The following is a 14409-nucleotide window of genomic DNA, read 5'->3' as shown; positions in this document are numbered from 1 at the left end:
AAATCATTTTAGTTAAGGCTTTTGTGCTATGCAGATTTCATTGCGTAGGATTTCATCATTTCGTGGAATTTTAGTATATATAAAAGTTATTATCATTAAAAATACAGATAGTAAATCAAAAATACAGGTATTATCTATATATTGCAATTCTTATACAGTATTCATACATTATGCATACACTTGATTTATAAAATTACCTGGCGCTATTTAGCACTATTAATACTACAAGAAGACTATACGATATATAGTAAATACGCAATATTGTTAAAATACATTTAGGAATAATAAGTTTATTAACAATACAAAAGGACTATACAGCTGAACTGTATAGTCCTTTCTATGTATTTATATAAAATTATTGATTTGCGCTTTCTTGTGCTTTTTTGATTTCCATGTATTTAACCATACCATCAACAGCTTTTTTAGCTTCACGCATAGCCAATACTACGGTAGCAGGTTTATGAACAACGTCACCACCTGCAAACACGCCTTCACGACTAGTCATACCATATGGATCTTCAGATGTAATAATATAACCTTTTTCATCTACCTTTAAGTTATTACCTTCACCTACAAGACGAGCATTTGGTTTATGACCTGCGGCGATAATGATTTTATCAACAGGCATTACTTGGAAATTACCAGTGCCGTGGATACCTGCACCATCTTCGTTAAGCGCCATCACTTCATATTTGAAGCCTTCAACCTTATCTGTACCTTCTACGCCTACTGGAGAAGCGAACCATTGGAATTGAACGCCTTCAGCGCGCGCTTCTTCGTATTCAGACAACAAGGCTGGCATTTGTTCTTGGCTACGACGATATGCTACTGTTACCGCTTCGCAGCCTAAACGTACGCATGTACGAGCCGCATCCATCGCTACGTTACCACCACCGATGATGATAACACGGTCACCTTTTTTAACAGGAATTTGATTTTCATCAAGTTCCCCATTTTCTACCAATTGTACATTCGTCAACAAGTACATTGCTTGGAATACACCAGGTACTTCATCGTTTTCCATGCGCACGTCTTGAGGAATATGCGTACCAGTACCGATGAAGATAGAATCATATCCTTCAGCAAAGAGATCGTCCAAAGTTTTATCTTGGCCGATAAATGTATTGCATACGAACTTAACGCCTAACCCTTCAAGACGAGCGATCTCACGACGTACAACGGCTTTAGACAAGCGGAATTCCGGAATACCAAATAAGAGTACGCCCCCTGGTTCAGATTGACCTTCAAATACGGTTACTTCATAACCGAGTTTAGCCACATCACCTGCTACGGACAAACCTGCAGGACCAGACCCTACTACCGCTACCTTACCAAGATCTTGTTTAATCTTCTTAGGTTTGCGAAGTTCATTGATGCTTTCAAAGTCAGCAGCGAAGCGTTCCAATTTACCGATGTTAATAGGCGGTTTTTTCGCCTTATTCATGATACAGTTGCCTTCGCATTGATTTTCTCGTGGGCATACGCGACCGCAGATAGACGGTAAATTTGTTCGTTCCGCTAAGATATCATTAGCTTCACCAAAATTACCACGTGCGATAGCTTGGATGAAACGAGGTATTTCGTTTTCAATAGGACAGCCCATTCGGCATAAAGGTTTTGGACAATTTAGACAACGTTTCGCCTCCGCGAGCGCTTCCTCCATCGTATAATCCGCATCAAAATGTAGTGGTTTTAATTCGTTACTCATGGCACATGCCTCCTAACAAGGATCCAGTATACTATACTTACAGCGTTGCATGCACCTAAGCATTCCGATGAGCCCTCTCACATAGGGACGCCGCCACATGCTGCTAACATTTATCTTTTGTAACCATTCGATAGACGTGTGGTCACTGGTCAGACTCACACTATTCTATAGTATATTCTAAATTGTGAAAGTCCCAACAGTCAAGCAAATATAGCACCTTTTGTATACGAATATAGCCCCTATTCATGCAAGGATTGCATAGATTTTATACAAGTCCATTTACATATAATAGGATGCATGTATACTGATAATATATACAGTAATAAGAATTAGAGATACACCTTACGGAATAGAAATATCAATTTCGTAATTGAATATATACATACATATAAGAATTAAAGATATAAAAGCCAAGGTATATCCTTATATGAGGTTTCTTATGAACACAGCAGAATTCACTAGCAAATACTATATAGACCGCCGCGGTTCTCATTCCCGAAAATGGGATGGTCAGCACTTAAAATTCAGTCGCACCGACCTATTACCATTATGGGTTGCAGATATGGACTTTATGCCACCGCAGTGTATTCAAGAGGCCATCTGTAACTATGTGAAAGCCAATCCGTTAGGTTATACTATGATAAATCCAAATTATATAGATGCTGTTATAAGCTGGTATAAACGCCGTCACCATTGTAATCTTCAAGAAGATTGGCTTACAAGCGCCCCCAATGTCATTACCGGTATTATGTGGTGTATTGGGGCTTTCACAAAACCAAACGATTCCATCGCCGTTCTAAGTCCTGTATACGGCGCCTTTGATACGAGCGCTAGCGATGCACAACGTCACATCATCGCAGTTCCGATGAAACGGAACGAAGATAATCGCTATACTGTCGATTATGAGACCTTTGAAATAGCAATTATCGAGCACGATGTGAAGCTGTTCATTCACTGCAATCCGCATAATCCTATCGGCCATGTGTGGACTGAAGCGGAAATGGGCCGATTATTTAGCATCTGCCGACAGCACAATGTGTTCATCATAAGCGACGAAATCCATCAAGACCTTATTACAGGCCCAACAGCCTTTACATCAGCCTTGACCGTAAAGAACGGAGCCTATGCAGATAACATGATTGCCATGTCCTCCTTGTCCAAATCGTTCAATATGGCTAGCTTGCACCACGCAGAGGTTATCATTCCTAATGAAAAGCTACGAAGCCAATTCAACGCCTATAAAGCTCATGTATACCATACGGACTCAGACGTTATTGCCGAAACTGCCATCACAGCAGCCTACACTCACCCAGAGGCCGAAGCATGGTTGACAGATATACTAGCCGTCGTTCGTGAAAACTATGAATATCTGTGCCGAGAGCTTTGTACGGCATTACCAAAAATCCGCATCAGCCCTATGGATGGCACCTATTTAGCATGGATTGATTTTGGTGCCTATGTAAAGCCCGAAGATATGCACGACCTATTTGAAAACAAATGCCGCCTCGCATCAAGCTTTGGCGAATGGTTCGGAGGTGAAAGCTACGCAACCTTTGTACGTCTGAACTTAGCTACAAGCCTAGAAAATATAAAAGCCGCTACTCACAGCATTATTAGAAATATTTAACATATCAGTCATATTAAGCATAATAATCCTATCTAATCATACTATTTCCCTACACAACCTTAGTACATACAAGGATGTATGTACGGTAAATTATGAGGCATACAAAAAGGCTGCTCTACCATCAAACGGTGTTAGAGCAGCCTCTTTTTCATATATGTCTTATATATGTTACCTATTCAGGTTACCACATATATAGGGTCTTATTTAGTTCTAGCAAAATGATCTTTTGCAAATTGCATGTCTTGTACGAGTTCCAATGTACCAATATAATTATTGTTTTGGTCACGAACAGCCATGTAATTAACATAGAACGGACGACCTTGTTTTTCAAGCCATACAGCTACATTATCGCGATCACCTTTACGGAAGGAATCAATGATACCACGTACGATTGGTTCTACCTTTGGCGGATGGCAGGAATACACATCACGACCGATAGCTGTCGTAGGGCGTTTAAAGACCTTTTCACCATCGTTGAAGTAACGGTTAATGTCTTCGTGATCAACAAAGGTTACTTCCATTGGCATTGTATTAAGCATGGCATTTAATTGATCCACAGTCAAGCTGCCACCGATTAGAGCAATGGTATTATCATCGCCACTTGCTTTTGTTGTTTGTGTTGCTAATGCGGTTTCAGCCTCTGTCCAAGCAGTGCGTTTTACCCCAAAGATTTCTTCATACTGTGCTGTATCTTTGTAGATTTGGTACCACTCTTCAGTGCTGAAGTTTTCTGCACAGATTGGGAACAAAATATTTTGTTCTTTATAGATCATTTCTTGTGCACGTGTAAGAAGCTCATCAAAACGTCTATACCAATCATCTACGCTTTGGCTAGACTTAGCTAAATCACCTAGTTGGTCCCGAATATCACCATCAACAGTCCACATAACCATAGATGGACCAGAAATATCATAGGCTACTTTCAAATGCGGATACAAAAGGTCACCCTTCTTAGCATAGTGAACAGATACTTGACGCACTGCATTTACATCATCAACGGTTGCCGTTTTATCTGCCACTTTAGGTCGAATGGATTCAATTAACGCATCAAGAGCCTTGTTTTCTTCTGTTAATTGATGGAGTGGATGTCCTACAGTTTCAATCAAGGACACCACACTTTTGCTCTTTTCTTGAGCCTCTAGCACAGCCTCAACCTTAGCATGTTCTGACTCCATTTGTTCATGAATGGTAGAACCGTGGAACAAGGCGGAGTGAAGGTCACATAATTGTTGAACCTCAGCTAACGGTGTACCTTCACGCATAAGACCTTGTTCAGCTTTCATAATTTCACTAGCCTCAACATGGGCGAATTGACTAGCAAAATCTTCACGAACGGCACCCAGGTCTTCGCCCGTACCTAACCGTTTCAAGAAACCTTTAAGTTGCTCTACACGTTCGCTATCTTGAACAGCATCTTCAGCCTTAGCTTCGGAATTCTCTTCCGTATTAGCTTTCGCTGTATTAGATACTGGTGCACTGATTTCCACTGCATTTGCTGCAATTGTACTAGAAGCTACCTTAGCAGATGCATCCGTAACATTAGACTTTCTAGCCACTTCAGTAGGTGCCACGCCAGGATGACCCGTAGTTTCTGCATCATTACCAGATAGATTTGGCATGTCACCTTCTAAGGTAAAACCGGCTTTCATAAAAGCACCCACGATATCAATCATGGATACACCTTTCATCTTAGCCCCTTTTGGGATGGTCATGATTTTGCCAACAGAATTCAACATCACCTTATTTGTGATTTCGCTGAATCCTAATTCCTTCATAATATCTGTTACTTCAGGATATTCTTTCACCAAATCATATACCGATTTGGATAAATCTAATTTCTTTTCCATTTTGTTCCCCTCGTGTCAAAAATTTCTATACTATACTTATAAAATAGTATCATTCCTCTATATGCGTATATTACACATATGAAGCTATTTATTTACGGTAAAAGGTCTATATGTAATGACCTATGGTTCTATGATAAACGATATCGATTAGAAAATCTGTATCCGTGGCTATACTTTTGAAAGTTATTTATAAGATGAGATAACAGTAATAAAACACCGGATAATCGATCATGTAGACCAACTATCCGGTATTTACGTTACATTATATTATTATTCTCATTTCTGTTTCTGTTTCTGTTTCTGTTTCTGTTTCTGTTTCTGTTTCTGTTTCTAACAAGTGTACCCCTTAATCATGGTGTGGTTTCAATGCTTTTTCGTAGTTTTCAGAAACTTTGTCCCAGTTAATAACGCGGAAGAATTCCTTGATATAGTCTGGACGACGGTTTTGGTAGTGCAAGTAGTATGCATGTTCCCAAACGTCTAAACATAAAATTGCTTTTTTACCTTCCAATAAAGGATTATCTTGGTTTGCAGAGGATGTCACTTCTAACTTGCCATCTTTATTAACTACAAGCCAAGCCCAACCAGAGCCAAAGCGTGTAGCTGCTGCAGTAGAGAAGCTTTCAACAAACGCATCGTAGCCACCAAGTTCAGCGTCAATAGCCTCTTTCAAAGGGCCTTGCAATTTAGAAGTATCTGGTTTTGTCATAATTTCCCAGAACATAGTGTGGTTCTTGTGACCACCACCATTATTGATAACTGCTTGACGGATATCTTCTGGCACATTAGCAATATCGCCGAGAATGCAGTCTACACAACCATACGCAAGATCCGGATATTTCGCGATGGCCGCGTTCAAATTATTAACATAAGCTTGGTGATGCTTGTCATGATGCAATTTCATTGTTTCAGCGTCGATAACAGGCTCAAGGTAATCATAAGCATACGGTAAGGGTGCGAGTTCGAAAGGTTTCATAATAGTCCTCCTTATAATTAGGGCATAGAACAATGCTAATTATTTCGTATCATCGTTCTTGTGAAAGCGATTCGATGCACCTGCATCGGTAGTATAGAATCAATCTACTAGCATAGCATATATACTTCAAGAAGAGACGTATTATCCTAACTTCAACCAGAAGTTAAGATATACTTTTCAACCAATAAATTGATATGAATTATCATTCTTTATCTAATTGTACACATTATATAGAAAAACGTCAATATAAAAGGCTAACATAAAAAGGCCATGGGAACTCCCACAGCCTTTCATTAGTTGATTGTTATGTGACTTTTACTCAGCAATAACACATAGTTCTACATAAAAACATATACAGATATATACAAATTATTCAACAATGCACTGACACATTTTCATCGTTGTTAATGCCGCTTGATGGGACTCCTCTGTTACGCCAGCACAACAGCTCGAATCAATGTGAATAGGAATCTCTGGCAAGCCTGCTTTCAACATAATCGCATTGGAAACAACGCAAATATCTGTGCATAATCCGATGAGCGTAATAGACTCAATAGGATTTACCCTATCCATGCCCTCTAACCGAGTGAGCAGCTCAAAAGAAGCAAAGTTTGGTTTATCTACAAATGATACAGGGCTCATAATTGATCGACCTTCTGCAGCCTCAATCAAGCCGTCCACAATATGCCAGCCCTCGGTATTTTTAACGCAATGTGGCACTGGTAAAAGCTTTCCTTCTTGGTGTTCCAAGTAATCTCTATCATGCGTGTCACGCGTAAAGATAATAGGGCCATCAAAGCTTTCAATTTTCTTACGCACATTATCTACGATTAACTGTGCTTGCGATGAACCAAGGGCACCATCTACAAAATCATTTTGCATATCGATTACTACTAGAACCTTTTGCATAGCTCCTCCTGTATATAGCTACAAAACAAAGTACTTATTTCCAATCAATATTATTTATACTCTTTATTCTTTATAACATCAATAATATCTAGCAACTCTATACATTGTTATCAAGTTGTTGTGAAAGTGTCATCATGTTGTTGTGAAAGTGTTATCAATGAGTCATCAAAGCCCACCTCATACTCTATCGACAAGTAGATATATGACGGACTTCTATTCTTCTGCTATAGCATGTTGCACGCGATTTGGTTCATTATGTGCCAGTTTTCCTGCCGCTGCTGCCGCTACAGCACCTACCAAATCATCGAGGAATGTATTACAATGCCCACCCTCTTCACTATCTAGTTTCTTGATGATACCTGGCTTCACCTTGTCTAAATAGCCATAGTTTGTAAAGCCAATGGACCCATATAAATTAACGATGGAAAAGGCTAAAATTTCATCAATCCCATATAGGCTTTCATCATTAGCAACAATGCGTTGCAATGGCTGAGATAGTTTATTTTGCTCCGTTAACTTATCAAGCTCTATGCCCGTAATAATCGCATTATGCACCTCCCGTTTAGATAGTACAGAAGCCACACTTGTACGACACTCTTCTAGTTTTAAATTCGGCATATACGGTTTTTGTACGTAAAAAACAAGCTCTGCAATGTCATCTAATGTGACACCACGCTCAGCGAGAAGATCATAAGTATATTTCTCTAAATCTTTCGTAGTTTCCATAAGCCCTCCTTTATCGTTTCTTAGAATTAGTATCAGGTAGCATGACAATACTAACGGGAATCGTTACAACAAGCGCTTCATCAGTATCAACATGTTTAGTATTCCAAGCCGCTTCTTTAGCAGCCTCCTCAAAGATAGGGTACGCTTCACGATCTAGTTTCCAATTATTAGGACCTGCTTCAACAGCTACAATATTACCCTTATCATCCGTCTTAACCTCTATAGGAACGATTAATGTTCCATCTGCACTCGTTTCAAAAGCCTCTGGCGGAATGATCACATTATAAGAAATCTGTTGTTGCAATTCATAATTACGCTTGTCCGCAGGCTTTACCTCTGCAGCTATAGAACTAATAGGACTCATTGCAGACACTAATAAAGCCAATAATATAACACGGTTAAACATAGTTTCCTCTCATCTAAATACTCTCATACTATATGCATTATAAGTTGATTATACCACGAAAAAATCCCTACCGAATTTTTATCGGTAGGGATTTCTTAGATTAGATTTTCTTAACCATTTCGGATTTCAATGCCATCGCACCGAAGCCATCAATTTTACAATCGATATCGTGACCATCGCTTGCATCGGTGATGAGGCGAATATTTTTTACGCGCGTACCTTGTTTCAATACCCCCGCGCCTTTTACTTTGAGGTCTTTTACAACAACCACTGTATCGCCATCAGCGAGCTCATTGCCGTTAGCATCGCGAATAATACCCGCTTCAGCTGCAGCTTGCACATCGGCCACTGTCCATTCGTTGCCACACATAGGGCAGATAAACATATGACCGTCTTCGTATGTGTACTCGTCGCCACACTTAGGGCAGTTAGGTAAATTTACCATTTAGATCTCCTTTGTTTATTACATAATGAAAGTATTATACCATACCTTGGAAACCGGGCTCTATATTAATATGATGACCATTGACTCTAGATTGACGATATACGCCAATCTCATTATAATGTAATAAAGAGATAGTCGACGAGTGGTTCCGTCAGGCTCATCCCAAAACATTATAAAGCACGAAAAAATGGCCTTTCGTTTTCAGCTACCAGTTGGTAACGAAGGGCTATTTGTCGTTATTACGACAAATCAGCACTATCAATGCTCCAAAGGAAATAACGACAGTTAAGATCCCGAGGACAATCATGATGACTTCATAAGCATTCATAGGCTTTCACCCCCTTCAAAGAAAAAGGGTGGCCCAACCTCGTTCGACTATCTTACGTTCATTATAAACCGAACTTATGTTCTATGCAATAAAAAATCTATTAATAAATATTAGTCTATTTATAACTAACAAAGGGAGACTCTTGATAGAGTCTCCCTTTTATTCGCTACCCTCGTAGTGTTAATTCTTAAGAAATAATCAATATATTGATTATAAAATAAGATAAACCTAACGTTTAAGACTAAGTACGGCAATACTTAGACACGTTAGGTTTATCAAATTCACAATTCTTTGATGAGCCTAACGCCTAGAACACGTTAATTGGCTCTTTTGTACTTATAGTATAGTCTGAATTCTAAAGACTGTCAATTTACATCGTCATTAGAGGATATTATAAAATTAATGGGAACATGAAAAACAAGTTCTTCTTTAACATCAATATACCCTATATTCCAAACGGTATCCTTTGCGGACTGTACTAACTCTAAATATATCTCATCATTAGAGGTACTCTCATTTGGATCTAACTCAACAGAAGTAATACGACCTTGAGTATCCGTTTTTATCTGTAAGGCAAAACTATAATCTCTATTAAGCTTCGTTTTAAGGACTTTTGCCGGAATCTTTAACTGAGACTGTATCTGCTCATTAAGAGAGCGTTGTATATCAAGCGTGTCCCTCTGATAATCAGCAAAAGCATTAATAGGACTCAAAACAACTAGCAATAAAAATAAATATAAAACTCTAACCATAAAATTTCACCAATCATAACACACAACATAAAATTATTATTGAGTTTTATATTAACAAAACAAATAAAATATGTCCATTTATCTAAGCATCAATACTTTAAGGAAAATAATGACAATTAAAAGTTCATGGATAATTATAATAAAAACAAAGAAAGCACAGCGCTACTAGCGCTGTACTTTCTTGAGTGTCATCATTAACTATACTAACATCTTTTTCTACATCGTATACCAATAAGTATACTATTACGCAAGTCGTCTCCGTAATATAGCATATAAAATCATGCTAATAATGACACTCATAACGGCTTGAATGGCGTTCGTCAATATACTAGCAATGGCTACGCCTAGGTCGAATACAAAGTATTCAGCGATAAAGTAGCCTGCTACGATGATAATACCACCTAGGATAGTTGCCGCTAAGGCAGAGGTAGTTGTCTTATTTTTATAGACAGTACCGACAAGATAGCCTTCAAGTCCTTTCACCACGAAGGTGATGGGTACAAAGACTACATAGCCGAGAAATAAATCGGCTAGCGCCGGGCCGATAGCACCAATATAGGCGCCATATTTTCGACCTAATAATAGAGCTGACGTCATAATAACGACATCTCCTACATTGAAATAGCCGCGAATGCCAGGTACTGGAATTTTCGTGTACATGGTAAACAATGTTGCGAGGGCAATCAATACGGCTGTGAGTACTAACGCAGACGTAGTACTGCGGGTTTGAACGTGTTGCATAGCGTCCTCCTTATAAAGAAAAATAGATATGCGATAAAATACACCGCATATCTATACTATATACCTTTATAACAACACCCGCAAACAGAAGGAATTAATAATACACTCTTCCCAACATTTATCGTTATTTACGTTTAGAATAGGTGCTCTTCACTAGACTTTAACTTAATATAGCTACCATTTTACTATACAGATTCTCTCAACCTGACGATGATTAACAAGAAAGGAACTAGCCATGAATATTTTAATCATTTACACCTATCCTAATCATCAAAGTTTTAATGACGCTATTCTGAAAGTAGTGCAACAGAATCTTTCAAAAGACCACAATGTGAACACCTTGGATTTATATGAGGAGCAGTTCGATCCTATATTACGATTTGATGACACGCACAAACGTCGAGATTTAAGCACTGTACCGGACATGGAAAAGTATCGTAACTTAATTACTTGGGCAGACCATATCGTCTTTATCTACCCAATTTGGTGGAGCGGTATGCCGGCAATGCTCAAAGGCTTTATCGATCGCGTGTTTACAGCGGGCTTTGCCTATTCATACGGAAAACGAGGACTTATAGGTCATTTACAGGGAAAATCCGCCTGGATCATCACCACCCACAATACTCCCGCCTTTTTGACGCCGTTTATTCAGGACTATGGCAAGGTATTGAAAAATCAAGTTCTGAAATCCTGTGGCATTAAACCGGTTACACATACCCAGTTGGCTGGCACAGAAAACAGCTCAGACGAAAAACGCCGGCGCTTCTTAGACAAAATCGCTAATATCGCCGGCAGTATTTAACATTTCTAGTATACTATGATTTTTTACCAAAGATTACTTGGTTACCAAAATCACAAATAAATTTTCATTAGACTGCTTACAGTTTGCTCTAAGTCAAAAACAAGCTGTATACGAAAACCTTCCCAATTACATAGATATTACTCTTCAAATCTCTCTTCTACATTGTAGAGAACCTCGCAGTCACAACCGCCACCTTCGTTGACGATCCAGTCTAATACGATTTCTACATCTACCTTTTGTTTTTCCAAGAATTCTCTAGTGAAAGTCAAACTATGATCGCAACCGTCATTTTCCTCTAATTTCTCGTCTACATAATCAAAGAGATTCCAAAACAACTCTTCATCCATAGGTAAACTATCTTTAAACGATTGTCTCTGCTTATCTGCATATGCTTTTAACAATTCCTTTTTACGTGCTTTATCCATGATAATAATTTCCTTTTATGAACTTAGCAAATCGATACAAGCACGTTCCCATTAGCGTCTAGTACTTGTTTGTAGAAACGTTTCATTTGCTCGAAATCATGAAGAAGTTCGTCTTTGATTTCCTCCTCTTCCTCATCGTAATCCCAAATATCTGGATATAGCTCAGCCTCTTTGCAAGCTGCCATATCAAAAGATTCAAGAGCCTCTTCCATATCAAACTGCTCTAGAGCCGCCACGATATCTGCTAACTTATCGTGTTCCGTATACGCTAAGTAATCCGATAGTTCTTCAACAGCTGTTATGCCAAGCACAGCTTGGCTAAGAGGATTCTTATCGTCCTTATGGTCAGTGCCTACGCCAGTTAGCACAAAGTGAAGTACATCCCACATTTTATCGATATCAAGCAATAATTCATCATCGTCATTCCACTCTTCAACGCTTTCAAGAATTTCCTCTTCTTCTGAGCCCATGGCTTTAATTTCTTTTAAATTCGCATCGCTTAAACAGCTATAATTTGCAATTAGTCCCATAGCCCATAACCTCCTAATCCTGTAATCTCAGTAGATATGTAATAATCTGCTATCCCCTTAGATATTTAGTACTCTATCTCTCATTTAGTACTCTATCTCTGTCAGTAAGTCTAGTAAATTAGCTTCTCCTTCATGAGATTTATCTAATAACGGAATAGCTAGTAAAAGCACTTGCAGTGAGTAGTAATAAAAGCTAAAGAATAAATCATCAGGAAATACGTCTTCTTCCTCATATCTAAGAACATCTTCGTCTTCATCGTATTCTTCAGACCAAAGGTATTCTTCGTTAAGCATATCCACAAAATGAGGTAATGGATCTGCATGCTCTAGCACGAGACCATCTCGGATGCACTCAGCAATCACAGTAAATAGGTCTACCAATTGTTCTGCTAAATAATGAGCTACTTCATTCTGAGTTCTCTCTTCTAGGGCTTTCTTAAAAATACGAAGCAAGAAAATCATAGCAAATGGTGTAGCATGCCACAATGTCGATTGGTGCTCAATATTCATTGCTAACGCCTCACCAGCCGCATCAACAGCATCAATACTTTTCATGCTCCACAACACATCAAGCTCTGTAGGAAAATCTGTGGCACGACCGTAAGTTGTGGTTAACCGATGCCACGGTATATCACTGACTTTCACAGTTTCTATATATTGTTTCGTCACAGTATCCATTATAGTTATACCTTTAGCATTATATATACGCCCACCTATTAATGCGTTTACCCCATAATTATTTCTGAATAACCTTTTTCACCAGTTCATAGGTGTCTATGAGACGCAGTTTTCCTATCCTAGGATTATCTGTAATCTCCTCATAAATATCTTCCAACGTGCCTGCTGGTGCTAGTTTCCACAATTTACACGGATATAGTTCGACGTTCCCTATGATTTCTAAATCGTCTAGCAATAGGCCTAGGTCTTTATGATTAAACCAACAATCTGTATCGATACCGAAATTTGTATTATCTTTCCGGCAGGCGATTTTACTATTTAAAAACTGCTCCATTGTAGGTTTTTCTTCTTGTAAAAGTCGCGTACAGGCTAAATGATATTCGATTTTCCGCGGTGATTGATCCACGTCAGATACAAAGACGGCACCATAGTCGTTTTCAAACTTAACAGCTAATACGTCGCCCACCTTAAAATGAGTTTCTCTCCTCGTTTTAGATTTACGAACCTTAATAGGCTTTGGATTTTCACTTTGTAGCTGTACTGCTAACTTATCTAATACCTTTTGGCGCTGTTTAAGTGCCTTACTATCAATGTCTAGCCAAAACTCATGAGGGCCCTGAGCGATTATGTCTAAGGTTTTCTCTTTGATATCCTCAGACAGATGCCCTATCTTCCATAAAGAATAGGCCACCGCAGTCCAATAAATTTCTGTGTAAAACTCATCAGTACAAAAATTTTGTTCCTCACCTAAGATTTCAGAAATTATAGTATCGACACTGATACCATCCTTGTACCGCTCAACAATAGCATTATAAATATCATGACCGTCATCGCTGTCTATGATCTTTACTCCATCAATTGCCATACGATTCTCCTATTACAACACAAAACCTCTTGAAACACTCTTTTATTGCTGATTATTTTCCCATTTTACATATTAAAAGAATAGACCTTCATAAGCCGTAATACTACCATCTTCTTCATGGTAAAAGCCTTGGTATACAGGTTCTCGATGTGCCGCATCGTAAAACTTTTGCAGTACAGCAGCCAAGTTTGCTTCAGAAGGCATGCCTAGCGCCTTAACAACTGTTTCCCATTCGTCCATTTCTGTATAAGATGTAATTTGAGCATATCGCTCCTTAGCATACGATTCAAGAATTCCTACATCCGTATATTGGCTAGAGTCACAATAGTCATGCCAGCAAATGCTATACACCAATAAACAAATTAAATCGTCTATACTTTCAGCTATGCGACCGCATTCACCTTCGCTACTCATATATCCAATTGATCCATCCTCTAGTTGATGATATTCACCGCCTGCACCATCACGAGCAAAGGCTACTCCATCCACGGAAAAGGTACATCGCCCCTCTACCTCATCACGTTTTGTAGGTTCATCAAGCAGAAAGAAATCAAATAGTGCATCAAAATCTGCTGCCAAGTTAGAATCTTCATGTAATATTTTTAAATAATCCATATTGTTACCTCTTATAGATTCGTCTATTC

General features: G+C 38.8%; 16 protein-coding genes. 2 read left to right on the top strand and 14 right to left on the bottom strand.

The features are described from left to right. Nucleotides 1-355: 355 nt before the first annotated feature. Nucleotides 356-1708: an NAD(P)-dependent oxidoreductase gene (locus KH286_RS03650; protein ID WP_004694624.1), complete on the bottom strand. Its 1353-nt coding sequence runs from the start codon at nucleotides 1706-1708 to the stop codon at nucleotides 356-358. 439 nt (nucleotides 1709-2147) lie between these two features. Here KH286_RS03650 and KH286_RS03645 point away from each other — a divergent pair, with 439 nt between their 5' ends. Then, nucleotides 2148-3335, top strand: a complete 1188-nt coding sequence (locus KH286_RS03645; RefSeq protein ID WP_156697328.1) for a MalY/PatB family protein — start codon at nucleotides 2148-2150, stop codon at nucleotides 3333-3335. Nucleotides 3336-3535: 200 nt separating this feature from the next. On the opposite strand, the gene KH286_RS03640 is transcribed toward KH286_RS03645, so the two are convergent. The 8 genes from KH286_RS03640 to KH286_RS03605 form a co-directional block, all read right to left on the bottom strand. Then, nucleotides 3536-5182, bottom strand: a complete 1647-nt coding sequence (locus KH286_RS03640) for a DUF438 domain-containing protein (RefSeq protein WP_156697329.1) — start codon at nucleotides 5180-5182, stop codon at nucleotides 3536-3538. Between the two features lie 346 nt (nucleotides 5183-5528). Further along, a complete protein-coding gene (locus KH286_RS03635; RefSeq protein ID WP_008602097.1) occupies nucleotides 5529-6158 on the bottom strand; it encodes a superoxide dismutase in 630 nt (209 codons plus the stop codon). A 369-nt stretch (nucleotides 6159-6527) separates the two neighbouring features. Then, nucleotides 6528-7067 carry a cysteine hydrolase family protein gene (locus KH286_RS03630; protein ID WP_155085814.1) on the bottom strand — a complete coding sequence of 180 codons (540 nt, stop codon included), beginning with the start codon at nucleotides 7065-7067 and terminating at the stop codon, nucleotides 6528-6530. A 213-nt stretch (nucleotides 7068-7280) separates the two neighbouring features. Continuing rightward, nucleotides 7281-7793 (bottom strand): phosphatidylglycerophosphatase A family protein, encoded by a 513-nt coding sequence (locus KH286_RS03625; RefSeq protein WP_123138182.1) that lies wholly within the window; start codon nucleotides 7791-7793, stop codon nucleotides 7281-7283. A gap of 10 nt (nucleotides 7794-7803) precedes the next feature. Continuing rightward, complete coding sequence (locus tag KH286_RS03620) at nucleotides 7804-8199, bottom strand: hypothetical protein (RefSeq protein ID WP_156697331.1); 396 nt, start codon at nucleotides 8197-8199, stop codon at nucleotides 7804-7806. A gap of 100 nt (nucleotides 8200-8299) precedes the next feature. Continuing rightward, nucleotides 8300-8644 carry a zinc ribbon domain-containing protein YjdM gene (locus tag KH286_RS03615; RefSeq protein ID WP_156697332.1) on the bottom strand — a complete coding sequence of 115 codons (345 nt, stop codon included), beginning with the start codon at nucleotides 8642-8644 and terminating at the stop codon, nucleotides 8300-8302. A gap of 693 nt (nucleotides 8645-9337) precedes the next feature. Further along, complete coding sequence (locus KH286_RS03610) at nucleotides 9338-9724, bottom strand: hypothetical protein (RefSeq protein ID WP_042986556.1); 387 nt, start codon at nucleotides 9722-9724, stop codon at nucleotides 9338-9340. 243 nt (nucleotides 9725-9967) lie between these two features. Then, nucleotides 9968-10465: an ECF transporter S component gene (locus KH286_RS03605; RefSeq protein WP_008602085.1), complete on the bottom strand. Its 498-nt coding sequence runs from the start codon at nucleotides 10463-10465 to the stop codon at nucleotides 9968-9970. 235 nt (nucleotides 10466-10700) lie between these two features. Between KH286_RS03605 and KH286_RS03600 the strand changes: the two genes are divergently transcribed. Further along, complete coding sequence (locus tag KH286_RS03600; protein ID WP_004698115.1) at nucleotides 10701-11267, top strand: NAD(P)H-dependent oxidoreductase; 567 nt, start codon at nucleotides 10701-10703, stop codon at nucleotides 11265-11267. Between the two features lie 137 nt (nucleotides 11268-11404). On the opposite strand, the gene KH286_RS03595 is transcribed toward KH286_RS03600, so the two are convergent. The 5 genes from KH286_RS03595 to KH286_RS03575 all read right to left on the bottom strand — a co-directional run bounded on the left by KH286_RS03595 (nucleotide 11405) and on the right by KH286_RS03575 (nucleotide 14380). Continuing rightward, nucleotides 11405-11692, bottom strand: a complete 288-nt coding sequence (locus KH286_RS03595; protein WP_004698173.1) for a DUF2695 domain-containing protein — start codon at nucleotides 11690-11692, stop codon at nucleotides 11405-11407. Nucleotides 11693-11715: 23 nt separating this feature from the next. Beyond that, nucleotides 11716-12222, bottom strand: a complete 507-nt coding sequence (locus KH286_RS03590) for a YfbM family protein (RefSeq protein ID WP_004698303.1) — start codon at nucleotides 12220-12222, stop codon at nucleotides 11716-11718. Between the two features lie 84 nt (nucleotides 12223-12306). Then, complete coding sequence (locus tag KH286_RS03585) at nucleotides 12307-12900, bottom strand: hypothetical protein (protein WP_118091220.1); 594 nt, start codon at nucleotides 12898-12900, stop codon at nucleotides 12307-12309. Nucleotides 12901-12958: 58 nt separating this feature from the next. Then, nucleotides 12959-13765 (bottom strand): hypothetical protein, encoded by an 807-nt coding sequence (locus tag KH286_RS03580; RefSeq protein WP_004698310.1) that lies wholly within the window; start codon nucleotides 13763-13765, stop codon nucleotides 12959-12961. Between the two features lie 72 nt (nucleotides 13766-13837). Next, a complete protein-coding gene (locus tag KH286_RS03575; RefSeq protein ID WP_008602078.1) occupies nucleotides 13838-14380 on the bottom strand; it encodes a hypothetical protein in 543 nt (180 codons plus the stop codon). Nucleotides 14381-14409: the final 29 nt, after the last annotated feature.

This window comes from Veillonella parvula, from assembly GCF_018378075.1.
Taxonomy (GTDB): domain Bacteria; phylum Bacillota; class Negativicutes; order Veillonellales; family Veillonellaceae; genus Veillonella; species Veillonella parvula_K.
This window is presented reverse-complemented; position numbering and strand designations above follow the sequence as displayed.

What these genes read in the sequence shown, in the direction of transcription:
- KH286_RS03625 (WP_123138182.1), bottom strand. Translation starts at nt 7,793, where the DNA reads ATGGAAACTACGAAAGATTTAGAGAAATATACTTATGATCTTCTCGCT.
- KH286_RS03635 (WP_008602097.1), bottom strand. Translation starts at nt 6,158, where the DNA reads ATGAAACCTTTCGAACTCGCACCCTTACCGTATGCTTATGATTACCTT.
- KH286_RS03620 (WP_156697331.1), bottom strand. Translation starts at nt 8,199, where the DNA reads ATGTTTAACCGTGTTATATTATTGGCTTTATTAGTGTCTGCAATGAGT.
- KH286_RS03600 (WP_004698115.1), top strand. Translation starts at nt 10,701, where the DNA reads ATGAATATTTTAATCATTTACACCTATCCTAATCATCAAAGTTTTAAT.
- KH286_RS03575 (WP_008602078.1), bottom strand. Translation starts at nt 14,380, where the DNA reads ATGGATTATTTAAAAATATTACATGAAGATTCTAACTTGGCAGCAGAT.
- KH286_RS03590 (WP_004698303.1), bottom strand. Translation starts at nt 12,222, where the DNA reads ATGGGACTAATTGCAAATTATAGCTGTTTAAGCGATGCGAATTTAAAA.
- KH286_RS03640 (WP_156697329.1), bottom strand. Translation starts at nt 5,182, where the DNA reads ATGGAAAAGAAATTAGATTTATCCAAATCGGTATATGATTTGGTGAAA.
- KH286_RS03580 (WP_004698310.1), bottom strand. Translation starts at nt 13,765, where the DNA reads ATGGCAATTGATGGAGTAAAGATCATAGACAGCGATGACGGTCATGAT.
- KH286_RS03650 (WP_004694624.1), bottom strand. Translation starts at nt 1,708, where the DNA reads ATGAGTAACGAATTAAAACCACTACATTTTGATGCGGATTATACGATG.
- KH286_RS03595 (WP_004698173.1), bottom strand. Translation starts at nt 11,692, where the DNA reads ATGGATAAAGCACGTAAAAAGGAATTGTTAAAAGCATATGCAGATAAG.
- KH286_RS03630 (WP_155085814.1), bottom strand. Translation starts at nt 7,067, where the DNA reads ATGCAAAAGGTTCTAGTAGTAATCGATATGCAAAATGATTTTGTAGAT.
- KH286_RS03610 (WP_042986556.1), bottom strand. Translation starts at nt 9,724, where the DNA reads ATGGTTAGAGTTTTATATTTATTTTTATTGCTAGTTGTTTTGAGTCCT.
- KH286_RS03645 (WP_156697328.1), top strand. Translation starts at nt 2,148, where the DNA reads ATGAACACAGCAGAATTCACTAGCAAATACTATATAGACCGCCGCGGT.
- KH286_RS03585 (WP_118091220.1), bottom strand. Translation starts at nt 12,900, where the DNA reads ATGGATACTGTGACGAAACAATATATAGAAACTGTGAAAGTCAGTGAT.
- KH286_RS03605 (WP_008602085.1), bottom strand. Translation starts at nt 10,465, where the DNA reads ATGCAACACGTTCAAACCCGCAGTACTACGTCTGCGTTAGTACTCACA.
- KH286_RS03615 (WP_156697332.1), bottom strand. Translation starts at nt 8,644, where the DNA reads ATGGTAAATTTACCTAACTGCCCTAAGTGTGGCGACGAGTACACATAC.